Annotated in this window: 20 protein-coding genes and 1 pseudogene; 11 read left to right on the top strand and 10 right to left on the bottom strand. The window is 70.8% G+C overall.

The features are described from left to right. The first annotated feature begins 29 nt into the window (after positions 1-29). On the top strand, positions 30-260 hold the full coding sequence (locus OHS58_RS18560; protein WP_247050471.1) for a hypothetical protein: 231 nt from the start codon (positions 30-32) through the stop codon (positions 258-260). Positions 261-311: 51 nt separating this feature from the next. On the opposite strand, the gene OHS58_RS18555 is transcribed toward OHS58_RS18560, so the two are convergent. Beyond that, positions 312-1484, bottom strand: a complete 1173-nt coding sequence (locus tag OHS58_RS18555; protein ID WP_326948558.1) for an ROK family transcriptional regulator — start codon at positions 1482-1484, stop codon at positions 312-314. 147 nt (positions 1485-1631) lie between these two features. Between OHS58_RS18555 and OHS58_RS18550 the strand changes: the two genes are divergently transcribed. The 3 genes from OHS58_RS18550 to OHS58_RS18540 are packed head-to-tail and all read left to right on the top strand — an operon-like array spanning position 1632 to position 6855. Continuing rightward, positions 1632-3074: an APC family permease gene (locus OHS58_RS18550; RefSeq protein ID WP_326948559.1), complete on the top strand. Its 1443-nt coding sequence runs from the start codon at positions 1632-1634 to the stop codon at positions 3072-3074. Then, positions 3071-5965: a glycosyl hydrolase 2 galactose-binding domain-containing protein gene (locus tag OHS58_RS18545; RefSeq protein WP_328649187.1), complete on the top strand. Its 2895-nt coding sequence runs from the start codon at positions 3071-3073 to the stop codon at positions 5963-5965. The genes OHS58_RS18550 and OHS58_RS18545 overlap by 4 nt, the downstream gene beginning before the upstream one ends. Further along, positions 5962-6855, top strand: a complete 894-nt coding sequence (locus tag OHS58_RS18540) for an ROK family protein (RefSeq protein WP_326954147.1) — start codon at positions 5962-5964, stop codon at positions 6853-6855. The genes OHS58_RS18545 and OHS58_RS18540 overlap by 4 nt, the downstream gene beginning before the upstream one ends. Positions 6856-7009: 154 nt before the next feature. On the opposite strand, the pseudogene OHS58_RS18535 reads toward OHS58_RS18540, so the two are convergent. Beyond that, positions 7010-8215: pseudogene (locus OHS58_RS18535) on the bottom strand (MFS transporter). Between the two features lie 228 nt (positions 8216-8443). Between OHS58_RS18535 and OHS58_RS18530 the strand changes: the two are divergent. Then, a complete protein-coding gene (locus tag OHS58_RS18530) occupies positions 8444-9286 on the top strand; it encodes a 1-aminocyclopropane-1-carboxylate deaminase/D-cysteine desulfhydrase (RefSeq protein WP_328649186.1) in 843 nt (280 codons plus the stop codon). Position 9287: 1 nt separating this feature from the next. Here OHS58_RS18530 and OHS58_RS18525 read toward each other — a convergent pair whose 3' ends face one another. Next, complete coding sequence (locus OHS58_RS18525; protein WP_328649185.1) at positions 9288-10283, bottom strand: LacI family DNA-binding transcriptional regulator; 996 nt, start codon at positions 10281-10283, stop codon at positions 9288-9290. A 144-nt stretch (positions 10284-10427) separates the two neighbouring features. Between OHS58_RS18525 and OHS58_RS18520 the strand changes: the two genes are divergently transcribed. Beyond that, positions 10428-12089 carry a peptide-N4-asparagine amidase gene (locus tag OHS58_RS18520; RefSeq protein ID WP_328649184.1) on the top strand — a complete coding sequence of 554 codons (1662 nt, stop codon included), beginning with the start codon at positions 10428-10430 and terminating at the stop codon, positions 12087-12089. Between the two features lie 53 nt (positions 12090-12142). Beyond that, entirely contained in the window at positions 12143-13420 is a 1278-nt protein-coding gene (locus tag OHS58_RS18515) for a cytochrome P450 (RefSeq protein ID WP_247050488.1), read from the top strand. A gap of 52 nt (positions 13421-13472) precedes the next feature. On the opposite strand, the gene OHS58_RS18510 is transcribed toward OHS58_RS18515, so the two are convergent. The 3 genes from OHS58_RS18510 to OHS58_RS18500 all read right to left on the bottom strand — a co-directional run bounded on the left by OHS58_RS18510 (position 13473) and on the right by OHS58_RS18500 (position 15516). After that, complete coding sequence (locus OHS58_RS18510) at positions 13473-13784, bottom strand: hypothetical protein (RefSeq protein ID WP_328649183.1); 312 nt, start codon at positions 13782-13784, stop codon at positions 13473-13475. 486 nt (positions 13785-14270) lie between these two features. Next, entirely contained in the window at positions 14271-14897 is a 627-nt protein-coding gene (locus OHS58_RS18505; protein ID WP_247050490.1) for an alpha-ketoglutarate-dependent dioxygenase AlkB, read from the bottom strand. Between the two features lie 43 nt (positions 14898-14940). After that, positions 14941-15516: a dihydrofolate reductase family protein gene (locus OHS58_RS18500; RefSeq protein ID WP_247050492.1), complete on the bottom strand. Its 576-nt coding sequence runs from the start codon at positions 15514-15516 to the stop codon at positions 14941-14943. A 217-nt stretch (positions 15517-15733) separates the two neighbouring features. On the opposite strand from OHS58_RS18500, the gene OHS58_RS18495 reads away from it, so the two are divergent. Further along, the gene (locus OHS58_RS18495; RefSeq protein WP_371827507.1) at positions 15734-16336 is read left to right on the top strand and encodes a hypothetical protein; all 603 of its coding nucleotides are present in this window, start codon (positions 15734-15736) and stop codon (positions 16334-16336) included. Between the two features lie 52 nt (positions 16337-16388). On the opposite strand, the gene OHS58_RS18490 is transcribed toward OHS58_RS18495, so the two are convergent. The 3 genes from OHS58_RS18490 to OHS58_RS18480 form a co-directional block, all read right to left on the bottom strand. Then, on the bottom strand, positions 16389-16730 hold the full coding sequence (locus OHS58_RS18490; protein ID WP_328649182.1) for a tyrosine-type recombinase/integrase: 342 nt from the start codon (positions 16728-16730) through the stop codon (positions 16389-16391). 146 nt (positions 16731-16876) lie between these two features. Continuing rightward, the gene (locus OHS58_RS18485; RefSeq protein WP_328649181.1) at positions 16877-17512 is read right to left on the bottom strand and encodes a response regulator transcription factor; all 636 of its coding nucleotides are present in this window, start codon (positions 17510-17512) and stop codon (positions 16877-16879) included. After that, positions 17509-18708, bottom strand: coding sequence for a sensor histidine kinase (locus tag OHS58_RS18480; RefSeq protein WP_328649180.1), 1200 nt, complete (start codon positions 18706-18708; stop codon positions 17509-17511). Before OHS58_RS18480 ends, OHS58_RS18485 begins: the two co-directional genes overlap by 4 nt. Before the next feature lie 166 nt (positions 18709-18874). Here OHS58_RS18480 and OHS58_RS18475 point away from each other — a divergent pair, with 166 nt between their 5' ends. After that, positions 18875-19957: an ABC transporter permease gene (locus OHS58_RS18475; RefSeq protein ID WP_328649179.1), complete on the top strand. Its 1083-nt coding sequence runs from the start codon at positions 18875-18877 to the stop codon at positions 19955-19957. Beyond that, complete coding sequence (locus OHS58_RS18470) at positions 19954-20643, top strand: ABC transporter ATP-binding protein (protein WP_328649178.1); 690 nt, start codon at positions 19954-19956, stop codon at positions 20641-20643. Before OHS58_RS18475 ends, OHS58_RS18470 begins: the two co-directional genes overlap by 4 nt. A 395-nt stretch (positions 20644-21038) precedes the next feature. Here the strand turns inward: OHS58_RS18470 and OHS58_RS18465 are convergent, their stop codons facing one another. Beyond that, a complete protein-coding gene (locus OHS58_RS18465; RefSeq protein WP_442875546.1) occupies positions 21039-22271 on the bottom strand; it encodes a cytochrome P450 family protein in 1233 nt (410 codons plus the stop codon). Positions 22272-22974: 703 nt separating this feature from the next. Here OHS58_RS18465 and OHS58_RS18460 point away from each other — a divergent pair. Next, complete coding sequence (locus OHS58_RS18460; RefSeq protein ID WP_328649176.1) at positions 22975-24468, top strand: hypothetical protein; 1494 nt, start codon at positions 22975-22977, stop codon at positions 24466-24468. Positions 24469-24632: the final 164 nt, after the last annotated feature.

Here is a 24632-nt window from a genome sequence, read left to right as displayed (position 1 = left end):
TACGCTGGAACCAGCGGAAGGAGGCGGACGTGACGCAGGAGGAACTGATCGTCGAGTTCGCCTTGACGCGCCTCGACCACCCGGACCTCGACCTCGAGGAGCTGGCCGCGCTCGTGGTGCGGCGCGGCGGCCCGGAGCGCGAGCTGGAGTTCGCGTCCCGGAACCTGGCCGATCGCGGCGAGCTGCGCGGGGCCGCGTTCCCGGCGGCGGTCGAGCACGTGCTGCGCGTGGTGCTGACCCTGCGCGGCCGCTCGGACTGACGCCAGTCCGAAGTGGACGCCCGGCTGTGTGGTCGTGTGACTGTGCGGCCCCTACGCCTCGCCTGCCGCGCGCCGCAGGCCCCGCCGGTCGAACACCAGGTCCCGGGCCGTGCCCAGCGCCGTCGCGATCGCGCCCGCCAGTACCGCGTCCTCGCCCAGCTGACCGGCCACGATCTCCGGGACCACCGGGATCGTCGCGGCCAGTGACCGCCGCATCGGTTCCGCCAGCAGGTCGGCGTTGCCGCCGATGCCGCCGCCCAGCACGATCAGGCGCGGGTCCAGCACCGCCGTCACCGCCGAAACCACGTACGCGAGCTTCTCCGCCTCGTCCTCGACCACCCGCACGGCCCGCTCGTCGCCCGCGCGGGCCAGCCGGAAGACGTCCTTCGCCGAGCGCGCCTTCGTGAGCCCGTGCTCGTGGGCCGCGTCGACCACGGCCTGGCCCGCCGCCGCGGACTCCACCGGGCCGGGACGGCCGGCGTCGGCGCCGGTCGGCAGCGGACCGAACGGCAGGTCGGCGATCTCGCCCGCCGCGCCGTTCGCGCCGCGGAACAGCTTGCCGTCCACCAGCAGCCCCATCCCGATGCCGGTGCCGACGGTCAGGCACACCAGCACGTCGACGCCGAGCGCGGCCCCGAGCGCGTGCTCGCCGACCGCGCACAGGTTCGCGTCGTTCTCGACGACGACGTCCGAGCCCGCCCCGGCCAGCCCGGCGACGAGCTCGTGCAGCAGCCCGCGCCGCTCCCAGCCCGGCAGGTTGGGCGCGCGGTGCACCGTCCCGGTGGCCGGGTCCGGGACGCCGGGGGTGCCGACGACGGTCGAGACGACCTCGTGCGGGTCCAGCCCGGCCGACGCGACGGCGCGTTCGACGGCTTCGCTCACCGTGCGCACCAGGGCGCTCGCCGAGCGGCACCGGTTGGGCTCGTCGAGCCGCGCGACGATGCTGCCGTCGAGGTCCGCGACGGCGACGCGGATGACGCGCCGCCCGATGTCGACGCCGACGACGTGGCCCGCGTCCGGCGCGGCCTGGTAGACGACGGCCGCCCGCCCGGGGCCGGCCAGGCTGCGCCCGGTCGCCCGGACCAGGCCGTGTTGTTCGAGGTCGAGCAGGGCTTGCCCCACGGTCGGTTTCGACAGCCCGGTGTCGGCCGCGATCTGTGGTCGCGTCGCTTCCCCGTGCGCGCGAAGCCTTTCCAGCACGAGACGCTGGTTCAGCGCCCGCATGCTGGCCGGAGTCCCCACCTGCGGCCCGTTTTGGCCCACCAAGTCCCCATCTCCTGTCTGCGTTGCCGCAAGTTTACCCACGGACCTCTTTCGACCCCGCACGTTTTATGTTAAGAAACTTTACTAACTATCGGACGGAGGCACGTCGTGAGTTCACCCACTCGTTCAGGGGACTCCGGGGCCGCGGTTTCCCCGCAGCCCGCCCTCGAACGCAAGATCGGCCCGCTGCAGGCCACCGCGATCAACATGACGCAGATGTGCGGTATCGGCCCGTTCGTCACGATCCCCGCCATGGTCGCGACGATGGGCGGCCCGCAGGCGATGTTCGGCTGGGTCATCGGGGCGATCGTCGCGCTGGCCGACGGGCTCATCTGGGCCGAACTCGGCGCTTCCATGCCGGGCGCCGGTGGCACCTACATCTACCTGCGCGAAGCGTTCCAGTACCGCACCGGGCGGCTGATGCCGTTCCTGTTCGTCTGGAGCGCGGTGCTGTTCATCCCGCTGATCATGTCGACCGGCATCATCGGGCTGGTCCAGTACCTCGGCTACCTGATCCCGGGCGTCACCGACGACGGCGGGGTCACCGCGCTGGGCAAGATCATCGGCATCGGCGTCACGCTGCTCATCGTGCTGGCGCTGTTCCGCAAGATCGGCCAGATCGGCAAGCTGACCACGGTGTTGTTCGTGGTCATGCTGATCGCGGTGCTCACCACGATCGTCGCGGCCGCGACGCACTTCAGCGCCTCGCAGGCGTTCGCGTTCACGCCGGGGGCGTTCAGCTCCGCCGGCGACGGCACGTTCTGGGGCGGCCTCGGCGCCGGCCTGATCATCGCGATCTACGACTACCTCGGCTACAACACCAGCGCCTACCTCGGCGGCGAGGTCCGCACGCCGGGCCGGACGCTCCCGCGGTCGATCATCTTCTCGATCGTGGGCATCATGGCCCTGTACTTCCTGCTGCAGGTCGGCGTGCTCGGCTCGATCCCACTGGAGGAGCTGAAGAACGCGACGTCGGTCGCCTCCACCGTGCTCGAACAGGCCTGGGGCACCACCACGGCGAAGATCGTGACCGTCTTCATCGTGATCGCGGCCGTCGGCTCGGTGTTCGCCGGCCTGCTCGGCGGCTCGCGCGTGCCGTTCGAAGCCGCGCGCGACAAGGTGTTCCTGTCGGTCTTCGCCAAGCTGCACCCGAAGCTCAACCTGCCGACCGCGGGCGTGCTCACGATGGGCGCCATCACGATCGTCGGCTCGCTGTTCACCCTGACCGACGTGATCAACGCGGCGGTCGCGACCCTGGTGATCATCCAGTCGCTGGCCCAGGTCGCCGCCATCGTCGTGCTGCGCCGCCGGCAGCCGGACCTCAAGCGGCCGTACCGCCAGTGGCTCTACCCGTTCCCGACGATCCTCGCGCTCGTCGGCTGGGTCTACATCTACATCTCCGCGACCTGGCTCTCGATCGGGCTGTCGGTGGGCTGGCTCGTCCTCGGCGGGATCGCCTACCTGATCTACGCGAAGACCGAGAAGACGTGGCCGTTCGGGCCCAAGGAGATCAAGGAAGCGTTCGCCGACACCGAAGGGGCTCACGCATGACGAAGTCGCCCAAGGCCAGGATCGCCGCCGTCACGGCGCTGCTCCTGGTGCCCGGGGTGCTGAGCGTGGCCGCGCCGGCCGCCGCTCAAGAACCCGCTCAGCAGGAAACGGCCAGGCCGCACGGCTTGAGCACCCTCGGCGCGCAGGGCTGGCAGGTGCTGACCACCGCGAGCGTCAAGGACGGCGGGGACAAGGTCTCCACGCCCGGGTACGCCACCCGCGGCTGGCTGCCGGTGAAGCCCGACGACGCCGGCGCGCCCGGCACCGAGATCAACGCGCTGGTGCAGAACGGCAAGTGCCCGGACGTGTTCGTCTCGGACAACATGCGCAAGTGCTTCGGGTACGTCACCTCGGTCGGCCCCGTCGTCACCAAGCCGTTCTCCGACCCGTGGTGGTACCGCACCGACTTCACCCCGGACTTCCACGCCGGCCAGAGCGCGAAGCTGACCATCCCGGGCATCGTCGGCGAGGGCGACGTCTGGGTGAACGGCAAGCTGGTGGCGTCGAAGGACATCGTGAGCGGCGCGTACGCCGGGCACACCTTCGACGTCTCGAAGCTGGTGAAGCCGGGCAAGAACACCCTGGCGATCAAGGTCTACCCGAACGACCCGTCGAAGATGTACACCCTCGACCAGGTCGACTGGGGCCAGATCCCGCCGGACAACAACACCGGCATCCAGTTCCCGCCGACCCTGCAGGTGTCCGACGCGCTCACCGGCGACAACGCCCACGTCGTGCAGGACAACGCGGCCGACCTGTCCAGCTCCTCGCTGACGGTGAAGGTCGACGTCACCAACAATGCGGCCACCGCGCAGACCGGGGACGTCGCCGCGACGATCACGCCGCCCTCGGGCGCGCCGATCGTCGTCAAGCAGCGCGCGACGATCCCGGCGAACACCAAGCGGACCGTGACGTTCGCGCCGGTCAAGATCAGCAAGCCTCGCGTGTGGTGGCCCTACTCGATGGGCGACCAGCCGCTGTACACGCTGACCACCGCGGTCTCGCAGAACGGGACGCTGTCGACGTCGTCGAAGAGCACCTTCGGCATCCGCACGGTGACCTCGCGGCTGGTCGGGAAGTCGGTGCCGCTGCCCGAGGGCGCGCGCCAGTTCGCCGTCAACGGCAAGGACTTCGTGTTCCGCGGCGGCGGCTTCGCCCCGGACCTCTTCCTGCGCTACGACAAGGCCGACACCGCCCACCAGATCGCGCTGATCAAGAACATGGGCCTGTCCGGCGTCCGGCTCGAGGGCCACGACATGCCGCAGGACTTCTACGACCAGGCCGACCGCGCCGGGCTGCTCGTGATCGGCGGGTTCATCTGCTGTGACGCCTGGCAGCCCGAGGACGCCTCGACGCTGACCGAGCGCGACTACCGGATCATGCACGACTCGGCCTACACCATCGGGCAGATGGAGCGGAGTCACCCGAGCGTCTTCAACTACGGCTGGAGCGACAACGAGCCGGTGCCGCGCCAGGAGAGCGAGACGCTCAAGGCGTTCAAGGAAGCCGACTTCCAGGTGCCGGTGATCGCCTCGGCGGAGTACAAGAGCACGCCGACGCTGGGCAACTCGGGGGAGAAGGAGGGCCCGTACGACTGGGTCCCGCCGTCCTACTGGTACGACACGTCGCACTTCGACGCGGACGACTCCTCGCGGACCAACGCGGGCGGCTCGTGGGGCTTCGCGAGCGAGCAGAGCGCCGGGCACACCGTGCCGACGCTCGACTCGATCAAGCGGTTCCTCTCGCCGACCGAGCAGGCGAAGCTGTGGCAGGACCCGGCGTACAACCAGTACCACGCCAACTTCGAGCCCGACCACGGCGGCTACGCGTTCGGCACGCTGTACACGCTGGACCAGTCGATCACCCAGCGGTACGGCAAGTGGACCTCGCTCAAGTCCTATGTGGACCTCGCGAACATCGCGAACTACGAGAACACCCGCTCGCAGTTCGAGTCCTTCCTGCACCACTCGACGGACAAGGACAACCCGGCCACCGGCGTCGTCTACTGGCAGCTGAACAAGGGCTGGCCGACGCTGCTGTGGTCGCTCTACAACGACGACGGCGACCAGGCCGGCGCGTTCTTCGGCGCCAAGAAGGCCAACAAGCCGCTGCACGCGATCTACGGCTACGACAACGGGTCCGTCACCCTGGACAACCTGGGCGCCGGTACGCAGAACGGCCTTTCGGTGCAGGCCCGCGTGCTGGACACCGCGGGCAAGGTGCTGGACGACCAGACGGCGTCCGGGCTCTCACTGGGTTCGCAGGGCGTCAAGACCGGCGTCCTCAAGCCGAAGGTGCCGGCCGAGACGAAGGCACCGGCTCCCGCGAAGGTGTATTTCGTCGAGCTGCAGGTGAAGCAGGGCGGGAAGGTCGTCGACCGGAACGTCTACTGGCTCTCCACGCAGAAGGACGTCGTCGACTGGGGCAAGACGCTCGGCAACCCGCAGGCCACGTTGTCGCAGTACAGCAACCTGCAGGCGTTGCAGGACCTGCCGAAGTCGCAGGTCAGCGCCGTCGCCTCGACGAAGCCGGGTCGTGGGCCGGACGGCGACGACACCGTCACCACGGTCACCGTCACCAACACGTCGAAGACCCCGGCGGTCGGCTTCTTCCTGCGGGCCGACGTCCGCCGCGGCACGCCGGACGGGCACGAGGCGGGCGGTGACAACCAGCTCGCGGCCGCGACCTGGGACGACAACGACATCACGCTGTGGCCGGGCCAGTCGCAGACGCTGACCGTCACCTACAAGGCGTCGGACCTGCGTGGCGCCGCGCCGGTGATCAGCGTCGACGGGTTCAACACCGGCCGGATCGTGGTGGGGGCGGCCGGCGGGCACGGCCACCACGGGGACGCGGCGGTGCCGCCGCAGATCGAGGGGACCAGGGAGTGAGTGACAACCGGATTCTCGGGATCGACTTCGGCGGCACGAAAGTGGCGCTGGGGCTCGCCGACGACGACGGGAACCTGCTGGCCACCTGCCGGCTGGACACCGACGCGCAGGCGGGAGCCGACCAGGTGGTCGTGCGGGCGCTCGCCGGGGCTCGTTCGCTCCTGACCGAGGCGGGCGCAGTGCCCACCGCGATCGGCGTCGTCAGTCCGGGGATCGTGCTGCCGGATCGGATCCTGCTCGCGCCGAACGTGCCGGGCTGGGAGCAGCTGCACCTGGCGGAGCTGGTGGCGGCGGAGTTCCCGGACGTGCCGATCTCGGTCGGGACCGACGCGAAGGCGGCGGCACTCGCGGAATGGCGGTGGGGCGCGCTGGCCGGGACCGATCCGGCCGTGTTCCTCTCGCTGGGCACCGGTATCGCCGCGGCGGTACTGGTCGGCGGCCGGTTGCTGACCGGCGCCAACGGAGCTGCGGGTGAGATCGGGTACAACCTGCTCTCACCGCAGGACACCGAGGGTTTCGCCAGCGGAGCGGCGCCGCTGGAGGAAGCCGTCGGTGGGCGTGGGCTGGGCGGCCGGGCGAGCAGTCTGCTCGGCCGCCCGGTCACCGCGGGCGAGCTGTTCGCCCTCGCCAAGGAGAACGCCGAGGCCAAGGAACTGGTGACCGCGGCACTCGACGAGCTGTCGATGCACGTGGCGAACCTCGCGCTGGCCCTGGACCCCCAGCGCATCGCGGTGGGCGGGGGCCTTGTCCGCTCGGCGGACGTGCTGCTGCCGGCACTGGCGTCCCGCTTGGCGCACGCGGTCCCGTTCCCCCCGGAGCTGGTGGCGGCGCGTTTCGACCAGGACGCGGCACTGCTGGGCGCGATCGCCCTGGCCCTGGGGGATCAGTAACGACCGGGTGGCGTGCCGGTGCCCCGACCCGGCACGCCACCCGGTATCAACCCTGGGCCGTACTCGCCTTGGGGTCGTGAGTGTTTAGGAGGGTTAGAACCCGCCTAAACACTCACGACCAGCTGCGGCAGACCTTCCGGGCCGGCATGCGGCGTCAGGCTTCGGCGGCGGCCAGTTCGGTGCGGCGGAAGGCCTCCGGCGACAGCTGGAACCACACGAGGACCGCGCTCACCGCCTGGATCGCCGCGACCATCACCCACACCCCGCGCAGGCTCCAGTGGGCCGCGACCAAACCACCGGTCAACGCGCCCAGTGGCGTCAAGCCCCAGGCCAGCGCGCGGTGGCTCGTCAGGACCCGGCCCAGCAGCGGGGCCGGGGTGAAACGCTGGCGGCTCGACTGCGAACAGACGTTCCAGACCAGCACCGTCGAGGTCATGAACACCAGCACCGCCCCGATCAGCGGCGGCCACGGCGGCAGCACGGCCAGCAGCAGCGGCGACACCGCGCCCAGGCCCTGCGCGAGCCGCATCGACCACGAGTAGCCGAGCCGGTCGACGATCCGCTGCACCACGAACGACGACAGCACCCAGCCGACCGCGAGACACGCCAGCAGCATCCCGTACCCGACCGAGCCGACGTGCAGGATCTGCGTCGCGTACAGCACCAGCATGGAACTGCTGGCGCTCGCGGCGAACGAGCCCAGCGCGACGTTGATCGTGATCGACCGCAGCAGCGGCGTCCGGACCAGGTGGGTGAGCCCGGCCGAGAGGTCACGCAGCGGGTGCGTCCGCGCGGCGACGATCGACTCGGACGGGATCCGCCGCGCCAGCACCAGCGCGACCAGCGCGAACGCGGCGGCCAGCCACGCGGGCGCCCCGGTGCCGACGGCGATCAGGAACCCGGTCGCCGGCGGCACGATGAACTGCACCACGCCCCGGTCGATCACCGTCAGCCGCGCGTTGGCGTGGGCCAGCCGGTCGGGCGCGACCAGTTCGGGCACGAGCGCGCCGCTCGCGCCGTCCCCGAGCACCTGCGCGGAGGTGATGACGAACGCGATGACGAGCAGCGCGGGCAGCGTCAGCACCCCGGCCGTGGTGATCGCGGCCAGCACCAGCGCGGTCCCGACCTACACGGCATACGCCCAGGCGAGCACGGTGGTCCGCCGCACGCGGTCGATGAGCACCCCGGCGAACAGCGACAACAGCAGCCACGGCGCCTGCCCGAACACGTTGACCAGCGACACCTCGCGCGGATCGGTGGTGATCGACACGGCCAGCAGGGGCAGCGCCGCCAGCAACAGTCCTTCACAGGCCGAACCGGACACCGCGACGGCCTGCAGCCGCACCCATCTGCTGGTCATGATCGTTACCTTGCCTAACGATCGCGCCCGGCCCAAGCGATTTACGCTCTAGGCGCTGCCGGAGTGAGTCTGCTCGATGGGCTTCGTGATCCAGGTGGTTCCTGACGGTGCGGGCGGCTCGCCCTCGTACCGGGGTTGTACTCGGGCGGGCCGCCCGTGCCGTCAGGGGCCGCCTGGGCGCGAAGACCGCGAGCGTGACTTGCTCCGGTAGTGCCTAGGCTGATCACCGTGGATCAGCTCCGGGTGCCATCGCCGCTGGTCGAGCTGCGGGAACCCGGCCTCGGCGCGCGCGTCTTCCTCAAGCGCGACGACCTGATCCACCCCGAGCTGCCCGGCAACAAGTGGCGCAAGCTCAAGCACAACCTCCGCGACGCGGCCGGCGCGAAGCGGCTGCTGACGTTCGGCGGCGCCTACTCCAACCACCTGCTCGCCACGGCCGCCGCCGGGCACCACTTCGGCTTCGAGACGGTCGGCGTCGTGCGCGGCGAGGAGCACCGGCCGCTCAACGACGTCCTGGGCGCGGCCGTCGCCCACGGCATGGCGCTGACCTACCTCGACCGCACGGCGTACCGCGCGAAGACCGAGGCACTGCCCGCCCTGCGCCGCCGGTGGGGCGAGTTCTTCCTCATCCCGGAAGGCGGCGCGAACCCGGCGGGTGTCCGCGGCTGCGCGGAGCTGGTCGCCGAGATCGACGTCCCGTTCGACGTCGTCGCCTGCTCGTGCGGCACCGGCGCGACGCTGGCCGGGATCGCCGCCGCCCTCGCACCGGGGCAGCGCGCCCTCGGCTTCTCCGCGCTGAAAGGCGGCTTCCTCGACGCCGACGTCACGCGCCTGCAGACCGAAACCTACGGCGGCCGTCGCGGGGACTGGTCGATCGACGCGGACTTCGCGTTCGGCGGCTTCGCCCGCCGCACCCCGGACCTGGACGCGTTCATCGACGGTTTCGAGGCCCGGCACGGCCTCCGGCTCAACTGGGTCTACGAAGCGAAGATGGTGTACGGCCTCCTGCAGCGGATCCGCCGTGGCGGCTTCGCGCCCGGGACGACGATCGTGGCCGTCGTCGCCGGGTAGGTCAGCGGCGCACCCGGGTCGACTCGCGGACGACCAGCTCCGGGGTGAACACCACGGCCTGCCGTTCCGTCTTCGTGTCCGCCGTCTCGGCCAGCAGCAGCTCCGCCGCGGTGCGCCCGAGCCGTTGCGCCGGCTGCCGGACCGACGTCAGCGGGACCGCCGCCGCGCCCGCGAACTCGATGTCGTCGTAGCCGACGATCGCCATCTCCTCCGGGACGCGCACGCCCGCGCCCACCATCGCCTGCAGCACGCCCAGCGCGAGCAGGTCGTTGGCGCAGAACACCGCCGTCGGCCGGGGACTCATGCCGAGCAGCCGGGAACCCGCGTCGCGCCCCGATGCGACGTCCAGGCCGAGCCCCTCCAGCACCGTCAGCTCCGCCGCCGAACTCCCCAGCACCGAGTGGACGCCCTGCTCGCGGTCGCGGCACTGGGCGAGGATGGCCGGGCCGTTGACGAACGCGATCCGCTCGTGGCCGGTCTCCAGCAGGTGCCGGGCGCCGAGCGCGCCGCCGGCGATGTCGTCCACCGCCACCGAACTCGCTTCGGACGTCGGGGCCTTGCGGTCGACGAAGACGTACGGCGTGCCGCTGCGCCGGAACGCGTGCAGCGCCTCGCTCGACGCCCCGACCGGGCTCAGCAGCACCCCGCGGACCCGCTGCTCGGCGAACATCGCCAGGTACGACGCTTCGAGGTCGGAGCGCTGCCCGCTGTTGCAGGTGATGATGTTGAGGCCTTCGGCGTGCGCGGCCTGCTCGGCCCCGCGGGCGACGTCGACGAAGAACGGGTTCCCGAGGTCCAGCACCAGCAGCCCCATGATCCGGCTGCTGCCGGCGCGCAGCTGCCGCGCGGACTCGTCGCGGACGTAGCCGAGCTCTTCGATGACCGAGAGCACCCGGTTGCGGGTGGCGGTCGCGACCACGTGCGGCCGGTTGACCACATTGGACACCGTGCCGATCGAGACGCCGGCCTGCTTGGCGACGTCCTTGATGCCGACCACCGAACCCCCTCGCTGAGAAAGGGTCAGCTTAGCACGCGGATGAAACGTTTCAGCGAATGTCTCACTCCGGTCATTTCCCACCGTTCGTCGCATGATCGCGGTACTAGGATTCGTCTCGCGTTCCTGCCACTGGGAGGAGTCCGGGTGCGGATCTTCACGATCGTCCTGTCGCTGGTGCTGATGACCGGAATGTCGGGGGCGGTCGCCTCGGCCGATCCCGTCCTCGAACACGACACCGACGATCCCGTGCCGGCCGCGCCCGCGGTGACGCGGCCGGACACGCAGCACTGCACCGTCACGCTCGCCGACGCCTTCCGCTCCAACGCCGCCGACGGCGCCTCGCAGTTCTACCAAGGCACCCTCACGCCGCCGAAGGCGTGCGCCGGGCCGTGGGCGAAGGTCGTCATGGACCAGACCGTCACCGTCAGCGGGCGGCAGTACGACCGGATCGGCGACCTGAAGATCGGCGACGCCGAGGTCTGGTGGGGGACCACCGAAGAACCCAGCGGCGAGGGCAACCGCCCGATCACCTACCACTTCGACAAGGACCTCACGCCGTACGCCGCGCTGCTGCGCACCCCGCAGCCCTTCCGCGGCGGCATCGAGAACTTCACCTCCGACGTCTACACCGGCGTCTACGCCCAGACCGTGACGCTCACCTACTACCGCGCCGACGGGAAGCACCCGGCGCCCGACGTCGCGGACCACGTCGCCGGCATGGGCCACGCCGACGCGACCCCCGCGGCGCCGACCGTCCACTTCACCGCGAAGGACCTGCCGCGCAACATCACCCACGCGCAGCTCGAGGTGACCCTCGAAGGCCACGCCTGCGACGAGCAGTGGTTCGACGACGTCCCCGACGAGATCTCGGCGAAGTACCCGGCGGCGGGGATGTGCGGCCACGGGCCCTACCGCGAGGCGAACTTCGCGATCGACGGGACGGCCGCCGGCTCGGCGTTCACCTTCCCGCACATCTACTCCGGCGGCATCGTCCCGCAGCTGTGGCGGCCGATCGTGGCGATCGACACGTTCAGCCTGCACGCCGAGACCTACGACGTCACGCCGTTCGTGGGCAAGCTGGTCGACGGCGGCGCGCACGACCTGTCGTTCACCGTGCCGGACATCGGCGGCGAGTGGACGGTCGTGCCCACCCTGCTGCTCTACACCGACGACCACGCCGCGCGGACGTCCGGCGCGCTCACCCAGGACGACGTCGCGGCGGCGCCGGTCCGGCAGACGACGGTGAAGGACATCGCCGGCGGCGTCAACGCGACGGTCACGGCGAAGCGCCACGACGTCACCGCGGGCTACGTCGACACGTCGGCGGGGCGCGTCTACACCCGCGTCGAGCGCACCCGCGACTACCGCAACAGCGACGACGTCACCGGCGGCGGCTTCACCCAGCACGTCGTCCAGGCCGACGCGGGCCAGCAGACCTCGACGTCCACTGTGGACGGCCGGGTGCGGACTGCGGACCGGCACACCTGGTCCTACCCGCTGACCACCGACGCCACCGCGAACATCACCGACGACCAGAACCTGCGGATCTCCGGCGCCGCCGAGATGACCAAGATCCTCGGCGACCTGACCGGCGACGGCCGGTCGTGGCGCCCGGTGCGGGCGTCGCGGGAGTGGCTGTCCGCGTCCGGCGTGCTGGCGCGCACGAACGGCGTCAACACCGAGGCGGACGGGCAGTCCAAGACGCTCTACACGGGAGCCGACGACGCGGGCCGGCCGTACCTGCACTACATCGCCAGCCAACACGGACGGATCACCGAAAACCGGGAGCTACCGCCGCGAAGGTGAACCCCGTCTCGCTGCCGCTCACCCGATCGGGCTAGTGGGGTACTGTCGGAGACATGGGGAGTCTCCGCTCACGGGTCCTGGGCTGGGTCGGCCGACGCTACCTCGCGCGCCAGTCGAAAAAGGGCTTCGACCTCGAGAAGATGTCGTCCTTCCTGCCGGATTCGGCGCTGCTGCCGCTCAAGCGCGAGGGTCTCGACCCGGTCGCCGAGCTGGCCGCGACCCGGGCCGAGGCCCCGATCAGCAAGCTGGACCTGCCGTTCGGGATGAACGCCTGGCTGGTCACGGGGTACGACGAGGCGAAGGCCGTCCTCGGCAAGGTGACCGGGTTCTCCAGCGACTTCACCAACCTGGTGGGCAGCGCCGGGGTGACCGAGGACCAGAACCCGGGCGGCCTCGGGTTCGCGGACCCGCCGGTGCACACCCGGCTGCGCAAGCTGCTCACGCCCGAGTTCACCATGCGCCGGCTGGGCAGGCTGACCCCGCGCATCGACGAGATCGTCGCCGAGCAGCTCGACGCGATGGCCGCCACCGACGGCCCGGTCGACCTGTGGCAGGCGTTCGCGCTGCCGATCCCGTCGCTCACCATCTGCGAGCTGCTCGGCGTGTCCTACGAGGACCGCGAGGACTTCCAGCGGCTCAGCACTGCCCGTTTCGACCTGTTCGGCGGCGCCAGCGCGTCGCTCGGCGCGATGACGGAGTCGCTGACCTACCTGCTCGACATCGTGAAGAAGCAGCGCGAAGAGCCCGGCGACGGCCTGCTCGGCATGCTGATCAAGGAACACGGCGACGAGATCTCCGACCGCGAGCTGGCCGGGCTCGCCGACGGCGTGCTCACCGGCGGCCTGGAGACCACGGCGAGCATGCTCGCCCTGGGCGCGCTGGTGCTGCTGCGCGACGAGAAGGCGTTCGACGCCGTCCGCGGCGACGACGAGTCCGTGCACCGTTTCGTCGAGGAGCTGCTGCGCTACCTGACGGTCGTCCAGATGGCGTTCCCGCGGTTCGCCAAGCAGGACATGGAGATCGGCGGCGTCCACATAGCCGAGGGCGACATCGTGCTGGTGTCGCTGTCGGTCGCGGACCGCGACCCGAAGCTGGGCCCGGACATGGAGAAGTTCGACGCCACCCGCGAGCCGACATCGCACCTGGCGTTCAGCTACGGCATCCACCGCTGCATCGGCGCCGAGCTGGCCCGGATGGAGCTGCGCACGGCGTACCCCGCCCTGGTGCGCCGGTTCCCGAACCTGCGCCTGGCCGTGCCGGCCGAGGAGCTGGCGTTCCGCAAGGTGTCCATTGTGTACGGCCTGGACGAACTCCCGGTCCTGGTGGACTGAGCCCCTGCCCGTCCGTCCTTTGTGGATCGTGTCGGCCGCTGGGTTACCGCGGTCAGGTCCAGTTGCCCTCGGTGGGGCGGGTGTCGGGTACGTCCGGGTCGTACTCGAACGGGATGGCGACCAAGCCGGCGAAGGTGAAGGCCAGGCAGTTGCCGTGTTCGAGGCAGCGCCGGGCTTTCCAGCCGAGCAGCGCCGCCGACCCGCGGATGACGGTGATCGGCCAGGGGCCCAGGACCGGGGAGAAGATCCAGATCCAGTCACCGACCTTGGCCGTGGTATCGGCGATCTTCGCCGTCTCCTCCCTGGTGCACTTGACCTCCATGTAGCCGGACCTGGGCGTGGTCCCGTAGTGGATGTGCGGCACGGTCAGCCTCCCTCGACGCTCCGGAGCGCTCGCCCGGGCAGTCTCCGAGCCGACCGGGCTCGTTACAGGCCACGGCGGATCGACACCCGCATCGTGCCGAACGGGGCCGCCGTCGGCTGTAGGCGAGCGCCTCGGGGTTCGGGTGGTCGAAGGCCATGGCACACGCACAGGTTGCCGCGGAGGTGAGTCGCGCGACACCGTGCGAAGCGACCAGGCCATGGCACGCGACCAAGCCGCCGCGGAGACGTGGTTGTGAGTCGGGCGAGACCGTGTGGGGCGACCCAGGCCACGGCACGCGCTCAGGCCGCCGCTGAGGCGTGGATACGGATCGCGCGACACCACGCGGCGGTATCCGCGGACCCGGAAAACCTCGCCTCCGTAAGAGCATCAGTCCTGCATCGGCTCCGCTCGGCCTCGCCCAGCCGAGCGAGGCGCGCGTCGCGATCCCCACGACGGCCCCAGGTGGCAGTGGGGCCCACGGAACCCTCAGTTCACCCCGCGTGGCCGGAACTGCACGCTGATCCGCGGCCCGACCGGCTTGGCCGTCTTCGGGATCGAGTGCTCCCACGTGCGCTGGCAGCTGCCGCCCATCACGAGGAGGTCGCCGTGGCCCAGGGGGCGCGCCAGGGTCTTGCCGCCGCCTCCGCGTGGGCGTAGTGCCAGGGTGCGGGCCGCGCCGACCGAGAGGATGGCGATCATCGTGTCCTCGCGGGCGCCGCGGCCGATGCGGTCGCCGTGCCAGGCCACGCTGTCCCGGCCGTCGCGGTAATAACACAAGCCCGACGTGCGGAACGGCTCCCGCAGCTCGCGCAGGTAGTGCTTGCTCAGTGCGTCCCGCGCCGCGGTGAGCGCGGGGTGGGGGAGCGGCACGTTCTCGCGGTAGTAGCTCAGCAGCCGCGGCACGGCGACGACCCGGTCGTACATCTTGCGCTTCTCGGCCTGCCACGGCACGCCTTCGACGAGCGCGGCGAAGAGCTCGTCGGCACCCTCGAGCCAGCCGGGCTGGATGTCCACCCACGCGCCCGCCCCGAGGTCGGTCCGCTCCGGGGCGAGCGGGCGCAGCGAAATCGAGCCCTGGGTGCCGAACAGCGAAGACTGGAGACCCGGGTTCATGACCTCACCTTACACCAAGATCGAACACCTGTTCTAGTGAATCTCAGTGCGCGACGTCGTAGACGAGCTTCTGGACGCCGTTGCCGTAGGCCTCGCTGCTGACCAGCTTCAGGTTCTGCTTGTCCTTGTCGGTTCCGCTGAACAGTCGCTTGCCCGCGCCGAGCAGGACCGGGAACACCAGCAGGTGGTAGCGGTCGATCAGGCCGGCGTCGGCCAGCGCCTGGTTCAGCGCGGCGCTGCCGTTGACGATGATCGGCCCGCCCTCGGTCTCCTTGAGCGCGGCGACGTCGGCCAGCGAGCGGAGGATGGTCGTCTCGCCCCAGTTCGTCACCAGGTCGGACTCCTGCAGCGTGGTCGACACGACGTACTTCGGCATCGCGTTGTAGCCGGCGAACTCGACGGTCATCCCCGGCCACACCGGCGCGAACGCCTGGTAGCTGACCCGGCCCAGCAGCAGGGCGGTGGCCTCCTCCTGCTCGCTGCCCTTGATCTCGTAGGCGGCGGGGTCGAACTCGACGTCCTTGAAGGTCCAGCCCGAGTTGCGGTAGCCCGGCTCGCCGCCGGGTCCTTCGACGACGCCGTCGAGCGAGACGAACGAGGTGGAGATCAGGGTGCGCATGCGGTGCTCCTCGGGGTTCCGATCTTGCTTCTGCCAGTGTGTCGAACGGCGGACGCCGGATTCGACAAGTCGCGCCCGAAAACTTCCGACGCACCCTTCCGGGTGGAAGTGGGTCTTGTCCGGGGGCCGCCCCGGCTCGTACAGTCTTCCTCAGCCGGGCAAAGGTCTGAACCTGTGACCGGTCACCGCCGCCTCTCGTCACACAGGAGGTTGGACGGTGCGCAGACTTCGCGGTGCGGGAGTGCTCGTGACGGTCGCGGCGGGGCTGGCGGTGCTCGCCCCGACGGCGGAAGCCCAGGTCGGAGGCGGTACGTGGACCTCGGACTCGCCGGGCTACAAGACCCAGAACGTCGGCTGCGGCTCGACGTCCGGGCTCACCTTCAAGCTCACCTGCTCCAGCAGCAGCGGTGAGCAGCGGGCGGAACGCCGTTACGACACCTACACGGGCGGCACCCACCAGTTCGAGGGCTCCTTCAAGATCACCAGCATGACCGGCACCCGGATCAGTCTCAAGCAGACCTTCCGGGACGGCTCGGACTCCGGGCCGTACTTCCTGCTGGCGGTCGAGAAGGGCGGCCGGATGTACGCCGTGGAGGGCGGGGCGACGCTGGGCAGCGGCGCGACCGTCGGCACGTCGGTGAAGGTCAACACGATCAACCAGGTCGGCAGCTCGCACAAGGTGTACCTGAACGGCTCGCTGAAGCAGACGATCTCGAGCCCGAGCGGCAGCTACTACGACAAGTTCGGCAGCTACCGAACCTCGAGCGGCGCGGGCCCGATCACGGTGACGTGGAGCGGCGTCAAGTTCTGGCACAAGTAGGCGATAGGGCTTGACCTGCGGTTTTGTAATTGTTGATCTGGTCAGGCCGTCGCTAGGCCGTCTCGGGATCTTCAAGCCGTGCCGCCCCGGTGTGGCGTGGCTTGAAGATCCCGTCGGCTGCTTCGCGCGCCCGGCGGTGGCTCGACGGGACCAAGTGGGTGTAGATCCGGAGCGTGTAGCCCGGGTCGTGGTGACCGAGGTACTCGGCAAGCTCCTTGGCCGACACCCCCGACGCCAGTGCGATCGATGCGTAGAAGTGCCTCATGCCGTGCATCCCGTCCCGTCGCCTAACGTAGTCGAGCTTGGCTGGTTCGAGCGGCGGCAGTTTCGCGGTGCGCGGTCGTCGTGCTCCGCGACCAGGAGCTGTTCCGCGGGCGAGGACGTTATCGATCACCTGAAGGAAGCCACAGTGCCACGCTTGGCGTCCGCTGTCTGCTCCAGGCCTGCGGCTTCGGCCACGTGCTCATCGAGCTGCTCGCGGTCGTCGCCGCACACCATCGCTCGGTTCGGTGACCACCTCCCTGCGGTGGCCGGCGCGACTCAGCGGCGGAGGATGCCCAGGGCCACGGCGGTGGCGACGGCCGCCGTGCGTGAGTCGACGGCGAGCTTGGTGTAGATGCGGGCCAGGTGGGATTTGATGGTGCCTTCGGTGAGGTGGAGGCGGGCGGCGACGGCTTGGTTGGACAGGCCGTCGGCGACCAGGGCGAGGACCTCGGTCTCGCGGCGGGTCAGCGCGGTGCCGGGGACGCGCAGCCGGGCCATCAGCCGCTCGGCGACCGACGGGGCCAGGGTGGTGCGGCCCGCGGCCGCGGTGCGGACGGCGGCCGCCAGCTCGTCCGGCGGGGCGTCCTTGAGGAGGTAGCCGGTGGCGCCGGCTTCGATGGCGGGCAGGGTGTCGGCGTCGGAGTCGTAGGTGGTGACGACCACGACCCGCGGCGCGCCCGGCCGGGCGGTGATCGCGGCGGTGGCCTCGGCGCCGCCCATGCCCGTGCCGAACTGCAGGTCCATCAGCACGACGTCGATGTCGCCCGCGGCGGCGCGGGCGACCGCGGCCTCGGCGGTGGCGGCTTCGGCGACCACGACCATGCCAGGCTCGGTCTCCAGCACGGCCCGCAGCCCGGCCCGGACGACGGGGTGGTCGTCGGCCAGCAGGAGCCGGATGGGCGTGCCGGTCACCGGGGCGCCTCGGGGTCGGTGTGGGGGAAGGGAAGCCGGGCCAGGAGGGTGGTGCCGTGGCCGTGGGCGGACTCGACGGTGAACTCGCCGCCGAGCGAGGCCAGCCGGGCGCGCATCGCCGCCAAGCCGAAGCCACCGCTTTCGGGAGCGTCAGCGGGGTCGAAGCCCGTCCCGTCGTCGGCGACTTCGAGGGTGACGTCGTCGCGGCCGTAGCCGAGGGTGACGTCGACGGAGCCGGCGCGCGCGTGCTGGACGGTGTTCGCGAGTGCGGACTGGGCGACCCGCAACAGGGCGACGTCGTGCGCGGTCGGCAGGGGGACCGCGACGCCGCCGAGGTGGCAGCGCGCCGTGATCGGGTGGCGCGCGGAAGTGGTGGCGCACAGCCGTTCCAGCGCGCCGCCGAGGGTCGTGCCGTCCAGTGCGGGCGGGGCGAGCGCGGCGACGAACCGGCGCGCTTCGGCGAGGTTGTCCACAGTGGCCTGGCGGGCCTGGACGACGTACCGGGCGGCGTGCTCCGGGGTGCCGGGCAGGGCCCGTTCGGCGGCGCGCAGCAGCAGCTGGATGCTGGAGAGCCCCTGGGCCAGGGTGTCGTGGATCTCGCGGGCCAGCCGCTCCCGCTCGGCCAGCACGCCGGCCGCGTGCTGCACCTCGGCGAGGTCGGCGCGGGTCGCCGTGAGCTCGGCGATCAGCTCGCGACGTCGATCGCTCTCGCGGTACAGGGTCTGGTACCCCCGGACGACGGCGACGGCCACGGCGGCGCCGAGAGCCGGGCCGATCACCGCGGCCGGGGTGAAGCCGCCCTGGTGGACGGCGAACGCGGTGATCGCCGCCGCCGCGGTGGCAGTCACGGCGGAAAGTCCCGCGGCGCGGGGGAGCAGGTGGAGCTGGAGGAAGTACAGGGGAAAGGCGACCCAGACCCCGTCGGCGGCGAAGACCAGCAGCACCAGCCAAGCGACGCCGACCGCGGCCAGCCACCCGGCCGCCGCCCAGCGGGAGCGGCGGATCACCGGCAGCAGCGGGCCGATCGCGTACACCAGAGCGCACACCGAAGCCGCGGCGACGGTCGCCCCGGCGGAGGCATGGTCACCCGTCACCGCCCGGACGGCGGCCAGCGCGAGCAGGCCGACGATCAGCAGGTGCAGGCACCAGGCGAGGGCCTGGGTCGTCGGGGTCGGTGGCGGAGTGGTCGTGTGCACGGTCCGCCCAGCCTAAGCGAGCCGGCGCCGGGGCGCCTCTGTCGAAAGGTACAACCGGCGTGGCGCCTTCCGGCTCGTGAAGTGCCGTCCTGCGCGCGATGCCGCGGAACGTCCCGGGAGGCGACGGTGGAGGCACATCGCTTCCGTCGTGAAAGGACAGTCTCCTGTGTTCGTCGCCTGGAGGGACCTGAAGTTCGCCAAGGGGCGGTTCGCCTTGATGGGGACCGTGGTCGTGCTGATCACCCTGCTGGTCGGCTTGCTGTCCGGCCTCACCGCCGGCCTGGGCCAGCAGAACGTCTCGGCGATCACCGGGCTGCCCGCCGACATGATCGTGTTCGGCGGTGGCGGGGAGAAGCTCTCGTACGCCGATTCGGCCGTCACCGCCGGGCAGCAGCGGCAGTGGGCTGCCACCCCGGGTGTCGCCGCGGCCGAACCGCTGGGTATCACGACGGTCAAGGCCGCCGCCGGCGGCAAGAGCACCGGCGTTTCCGCCTTCGGCGTCGAGCCCGGTTCTAGTCTCGCGCCGGACAGCGGAAAGCTCGACGACCGCTCGGTGGTGCTGTCCGGGCCGGCGGCCGACGCCCTCGGCCTGCACCCCGGCGACCACGTCACGCTCAGCGGCCACGAGCTGGCCGTGACCGCGGTGGGGGGCGACGCCTCGTTCAGCCACCTGCCGGTGATCTGGACGAGCCTCGGGACCTGGCGGACGCTGGTGCCGCCCGCCGGCGACGTGACCGCGACCGTCCTCGCGCTGACCACCTCGTCCGATGTGGACACTGTGGACACCGCGGCCGCAGATCGCGCGGCGGGCACGAGGACGGTGGCGACCGGCGACTCGCTGTCCGCGATCGGGTCCTACACCTCCGAAAACGGTTCGCTGCAGCTGATGCGCGGCTTCCTGTTCGTCATCTCCGCCCTCGTCGTCGGGGCGTTCTTCACCGTGTGGACCATCCAGCGCAGCAGGGACGTCGCGATCCTCAAGGCGCTCGGCGCCGGCACCGCCACGCTCGTGAAGGACGCCCTCGGCCAGGCGGTCGTCCTCCTGGCCGGCGGCACGCTGATCGGTACCGGCCTCGCGGTGGGCCTCGGCGCCACCCTCGCCGGTTCCGCCGTACCGTTCCGGCTCGACCCGGGCACGGTGCTGGTCCCCGCGGCCGTGCTGATCGCGCTGGGCGCGCTCGGCGCCGTCCTCGCCGTCCGCCGCATCACCTCCGTCGACCCGCTGACCGCCCTGGGAAGTGCCCGATGAGCCTCGACCTGTCCGATGTCACCCTGACCTACCCAGACGGCGACTCCCGCCTGACCGCGCTCGACCGGGTCAGCCTGCACGTGCCCGCCGGCACCGTGACCGCCGTGCTCGGGCCGTCCGGCTCCGGCAAGTCCAGCCTCCTCGCGGTCGCGGCCACGCTGATCACCCCGGACACCGGCACGGTCGTCGTCGACGGCGTCGCCACCGCAGGGCTGTCCCGGGGCGAGCTGGCTGCGCTGCGCCGCCGCAAGGTCGGCATCGTCTTTCAGCAGCCGAACCTGCTGCCGTCGCTCACCGCCGCCGAGCAGCTGGAGGTGCTGGCGAGGCTCGACGGCCGGTCACCGGCGAAGGCCCGCGCACGGGCCGCGGACCTGCTGGCCGCCGTCGGGCTGGGCGACCTGGCGGGGCGGCGTCCCCACCAGCTCTCCGGCGGCCAGCGGCAGCGCGTCAACGTCGCTCGCGCGCTGATGAACACCCCGAGTGTGCTGCTGGTCGACGAGCCGACCAGCGCGCTGGACCACGACCGGGGTGCCGCGATCGTCGACCTGATCACCCGGCTCACCCACCAGCAGGCGACGGCCACCGTGCTGGTCACCCACGACCGCAGCCACCTCACCGCGGTCGACCGGATCGTCGAAGTCCGCGACGGGCGCCTGGCCGCCCCCGCGGCCGGGAACGCCGGCTGATGTCGGCTCCGGTGCGTCAGGGCCGGGTCGCTCTGTGCGGCTTCGCGCCGGTCACCCGGTCGGCACGCCCGCCTGTTCCTGTTCCATGTTTCGGCGTAGGGCGGCCACGGCGGTGGCCAGCTGGTCCAGCGACCGCGCCGACAGAGGGCCGGAAAGCCAGCGCCGCAAGCCGTCGTCGAAGGTGAGGGTGGTAGCGGTCAGCAGCTTGGCGTTGCTCTTTGGTGTGCGGCGCGTAGCGTGCGGGCGCGGTGGAGGCGGGCTCCAGCAGATCGGGTAAGACGGCAGGCAGCCGGCCGGACAACGGCTCGTCCGCGGTAGCGGTGTCGCGGAGCTCGAACCGAGGGATGAACCGGACACGCTCGGGCCGCGCCCGCGGTGGAGGGCCGGTTCCGGTGTCATCGAGGTGCGGGCCGGAGGTGGACGGGCAGGCTGGTGTGTCCGTTGGACAGGAACGTGGGCAGGGTGGTCAGTTTCTCCGGTGGCACGGCGAGGGACAGCTCCGGGAAGCGGTCGAACAGCGCCGGGAGCGCCACCTCGGCTTCGAGCCGGGCCAGCGGCGCGCCCGGGCAGCGGTGCACGCCGTAGCCGAAGGTGAGGTGTGGTGCGGCCGCGCGGGTGATGTCGAACTCGTCGGCGGTGTCGCCGTGCTGGGCGGGGTCGCGCCCGGCGGCGCAGAAGCCGACCAGGATCGCGTCGCCGCGCCGGATCATCGTGCCGTCCACCTCGATGTCCTCGACCGCGTACCGCAGTGGCGTGTAAGGGATCGGCGCCTGCCAGCGCAGCGTCTCCTCCACCACGGCGGTCCAGGATTGTCGCCCGGACCGGACCTGGGCGAGCTGATCAGGGTGGGTCAGCAGCGCGGTGATGGCGTGGTCGAGCAGGTTCACGGTGGTCTCGTGGCCGGCGGTCATCATCAGCATCAGCGTGTCGACGAGCTCGGTTTCGGTCAGCGCGCTGTCCCGGTCGTCGCGCGCGGCGATCAGGGCGCTGGTCAGGTCGTCGGCGGGCGCCGCGCGCTTCTGCGCGATCAGTTCGGTGAACAGGGCGTACGCCACCGCCACGTTCGCCTGCGCCTGTTGCGCGGTGATCGCGCTGTCGAAGAAGCCGTCTACTACTTCGCGGATCCCGGCCTGTTTGTCTCCCGGGACGCCGAACAGCCGGCAGATGACTTCGATCGGCAGCGGGTAGGCGTACCGCGCCCGCAGGTCGACGGGCGCGTCACCGGAATCCGCCTCGATGGCGTCGAGCAGGTCCCGGGTGATTTCTTCGACTTTCGGGCGGAGCGCCTCGGTGCGGCGGGCCGTGAAGGCGGCGGCCGTCAGGGAGCGCAGCCGCCGGTGGTCGGCACCGTAGGCGGTGAACATGTTCCGGATCGACACCCAGATCCGCAGCGGCCAGTCTTCGGCGATGTCCCCGTTGATGAATGCGGGCCAGTGCTGCAAGGCGTCCTTGGACACCCGAGGGTCGGCCAGCAGCCGACGCAGGACGTCGTTTCCGGTAGCGGCCCAGGCCGGAACGCCGCCGGGCAGTTCGATCCGGGTCACCGGCCCCCGTTGCCGCAGGCGGGCGCCTTCGGCGTGCACGTCGGAGGCGTTGACGTCGAGCGTGATCGGCTGTTCCACTCTCATTCTCCCCCCGCCGGTTCTCGCATGGACCCGGCCGAACTCGGATACGGAATACTGGCTGCGGATCAGTGCGTGTCCAGGATGCAGATCACGGTCACTCCCTTGCGAACCGGTGTTTCCGGCGTTGCCGCGGACCGCGACCGTGCCGCCGCCGACTCACGGGTTGCCGTAGAACGGCGCGGCGGCGAATGAGCCGCAGTTGTTCCGAGACTCGCCTCAAGGCGCGACCCCACCGGTGGGATTCACTGAACAAAGTGCATTTAGACCCCGCACTGCAGTGATCCAGCACATAGCCTTCCGGTTTCCCGTTATGGTTTCACCCCCCAACGATCGCCCGGAAGACAGCATTAATAATTGTGCCACCGCGAGGACGCGGCTCGCGTGCCCTCAACGAGTGAAATGACGCGCGACCGGCTCTAATCTGCCATCCCAGTGAAGTCACCCGCGTGGGGGATATTGGCGCCCGGATCAGGTGAACGATGGGTGACCAAATGCGGTTTCTCGACGGGGCAGTCCGAGTTTCCGCCCGCCCCAGCTACCGTGCGGAGCAAGCTGCAGGGAACTCTCTCTGTGCTGGGCGTTCACGCCGTCGGATCCTTCGCTCAAGCGCGGTGCCGACGTCAGGTCCGCGCTCTACACCAGCGCGGCCGGTTCGGACGGCGCTTTCACCCCGTCGTTCGACCACCCTTCGGTCCGCGGTGACCTGGTGTTGTCCACCGACGCCTCCGGTCACCAGGCCGGTGAGCTGCGGACGTACGACCCGTACGGCCGGCCGCTCAAGACGGACGGCGTGGTCGACCCGCAGAACGTGCCGGACAACTCGCCTGGCTCGATGGACTACGGCTGGCTCGGTGAACACCAGCGGGCCTACGAGCACGCCGGTGGCCTGTCCTTGGTGCAGATGGGCGCCCGCCCGTACAGCCCGCTGCTGGGCCGGTTCCTTTCGGTCGACCCGGTCGAAGGCGGCGCCGACGCCGCGACCGCGTCCCGGACGTTCGGCTACGACCCGAGCGGGCGGATGACCTCGGCCGCTACCTCCGAGGCCGGAGTGACCGGGCATTCCGACCACCAGGCGGCGTCCAGCGAAACGTTCACCTACAACGACCGCGGGGCGCTGCTCACGGCGAGCGGTTCGGCCGGGGCGTCGTCGTTCGCCTACAACACCGACGGGCTGATGACGTCGCGTGTGGACGCGGCGGGTACGACGTCGTACGGCTACGACAGCGCCGATCGGCTCTCGAATATCACCGACGCGGCTACCGGCGGTTCGCAGACGTTGAGCTACAACGCGCTCAACCAGGTCAGTGGCGTGAAGTACGGCACTGGCAACGCACGGACGTTCGGCTACGACGGCCTGCACCGGCTGACCGGCGACGCGCTGACGACGGCCGGGGGAGCGTCGATCGCGTCGGTCGGCTACAGCTACGACGCGAACGACAACCTCACGTCGAAGACGACCGCGGGCTTCGCCGGGTCGGCGGCCAACACCTACACCTACGACGCGCGCAACGAGCTGACCTCCGACGGTTCGAACACCTACAGCTACAGCGCCCGTGGCACCCTGCGGGAGCGGGCGTCCACGACCGGCACCCTCGTGTCCGCGTCGGACGCCTTCGGGCAGATGATCGTGCAGGGCACGCAGAACTTCGGGTACGACGGACTGGGCCGGAACCTGACCGACACCACGATCGCGTCGGGCGCGACGACGGCGTTCTCGTTCTCGGGCCTCGGCAACACGATCGCTTCGGACGGCACGTCGACCTACAGCCGCGATCCCGGTGGCGGACTGGTCGGCATCGCCTCCGGCGGCACCGGGGCGTTCGCGTTCGTGGACCAGCACACCGACGTCGTCGGGACGTTCACCGCCACCGGGTTCTCGCTGATGCGCTCGAAAGGATGGATGTCAATTCCCTCGCGGGTTGTAGCGAGCGGGTGTTCGACGCCCTGTACCTGGTCGACAGTGAATACAGTCATCAGGTGGAAAGCGGCCTCGCCAAGCTGGAGGACCGTTCGTGGCGGCGGGATGCTCACAAGCTCGCTGACGAGGGTGCCGGCGCTCTCGCTGTGGCGGCTACGGAAGCAGTTTCGTGCGCTGAGCTTGTCCGGTCAACCTGTATCGACGTCGATGTCAGAGGCCAGTTTCTGGATCTCGGAAACGGACATCGGTAAGCGTTGGCCGAGCGAACCCGGCGCCCGGTAGGCCGGATCGGTCGAGAGGAAGGTTGTCGTGCTGGTCGCCGCGGTCTATCGGGAGACACTCGCCCCGACATCGAGGCGTTCTTGACTGAGCTTGCCCGGCGGCTGCGTCACCCAGCTCCGGACCGCTTCGCTGCCTATCCTGGAGCCATCGGGCAGTGGGCCCCG

Source organism: Amycolatopsis sp. NBC_00348 (assembly GCF_036114655.1).
In the GTDB taxonomy this organism is placed as follows: domain Bacteria; phylum Actinomycetota; class Actinomycetes; order Mycobacteriales; family Pseudonocardiaceae; genus Amycolatopsis.
Note: the sequence above shows the minus strand (reverse complement) of the source record. Positions and strands in the feature narration are given on the sequence as shown.

Bases quoted from the DNA above. Each gene is read 5' to 3' on its own strand.
- OHS58_RS18470 (WP_328649178.1), top strand. From the start codon at position 19,954: ATGAGCCTCGACCTGTCCGATGTCACCCTGACCTACCCAGACGGCGAC.
- OHS58_RS18505 (WP_247050490.1), bottom strand. From the start codon at position 14,897: ATGAACCCGGGTCTCCAGTCTTCGCTGTTCGGCACCCAGGGCTCGATT.
- OHS58_RS18500 (WP_247050492.1), bottom strand. From the start codon at position 15,516: ATGCGCACCCTGATCTCCACCTCGTTCGTCTCGCTCGACGGCGTCGTC.
- OHS58_RS18545 (WP_328649187.1), top strand. From the start codon at position 3,071: ATGACGAAGTCGCCCAAGGCCAGGATCGCCGCCGTCACGGCGCTGCTC.
- OHS58_RS18465 (WP_442875546.1), bottom strand. From the start codon at position 22,271: ATGAGAGTGGAACAGCCGATCACGCTCGACGTCAACGCCTCCGACGTG.
- OHS58_RS18515 (WP_247050488.1), top strand. From the start codon at position 12,143: ATGGGGAGTCTCCGCTCACGGGTCCTGGGCTGGGTCGGCCGACGCTAC.
- OHS58_RS18555 (WP_326948558.1), bottom strand. From the start codon at position 1,484: ATGCGGGCGCTGAACCAGCGTCTCGTGCTGGAAAGGCTTCGCGCGCAC.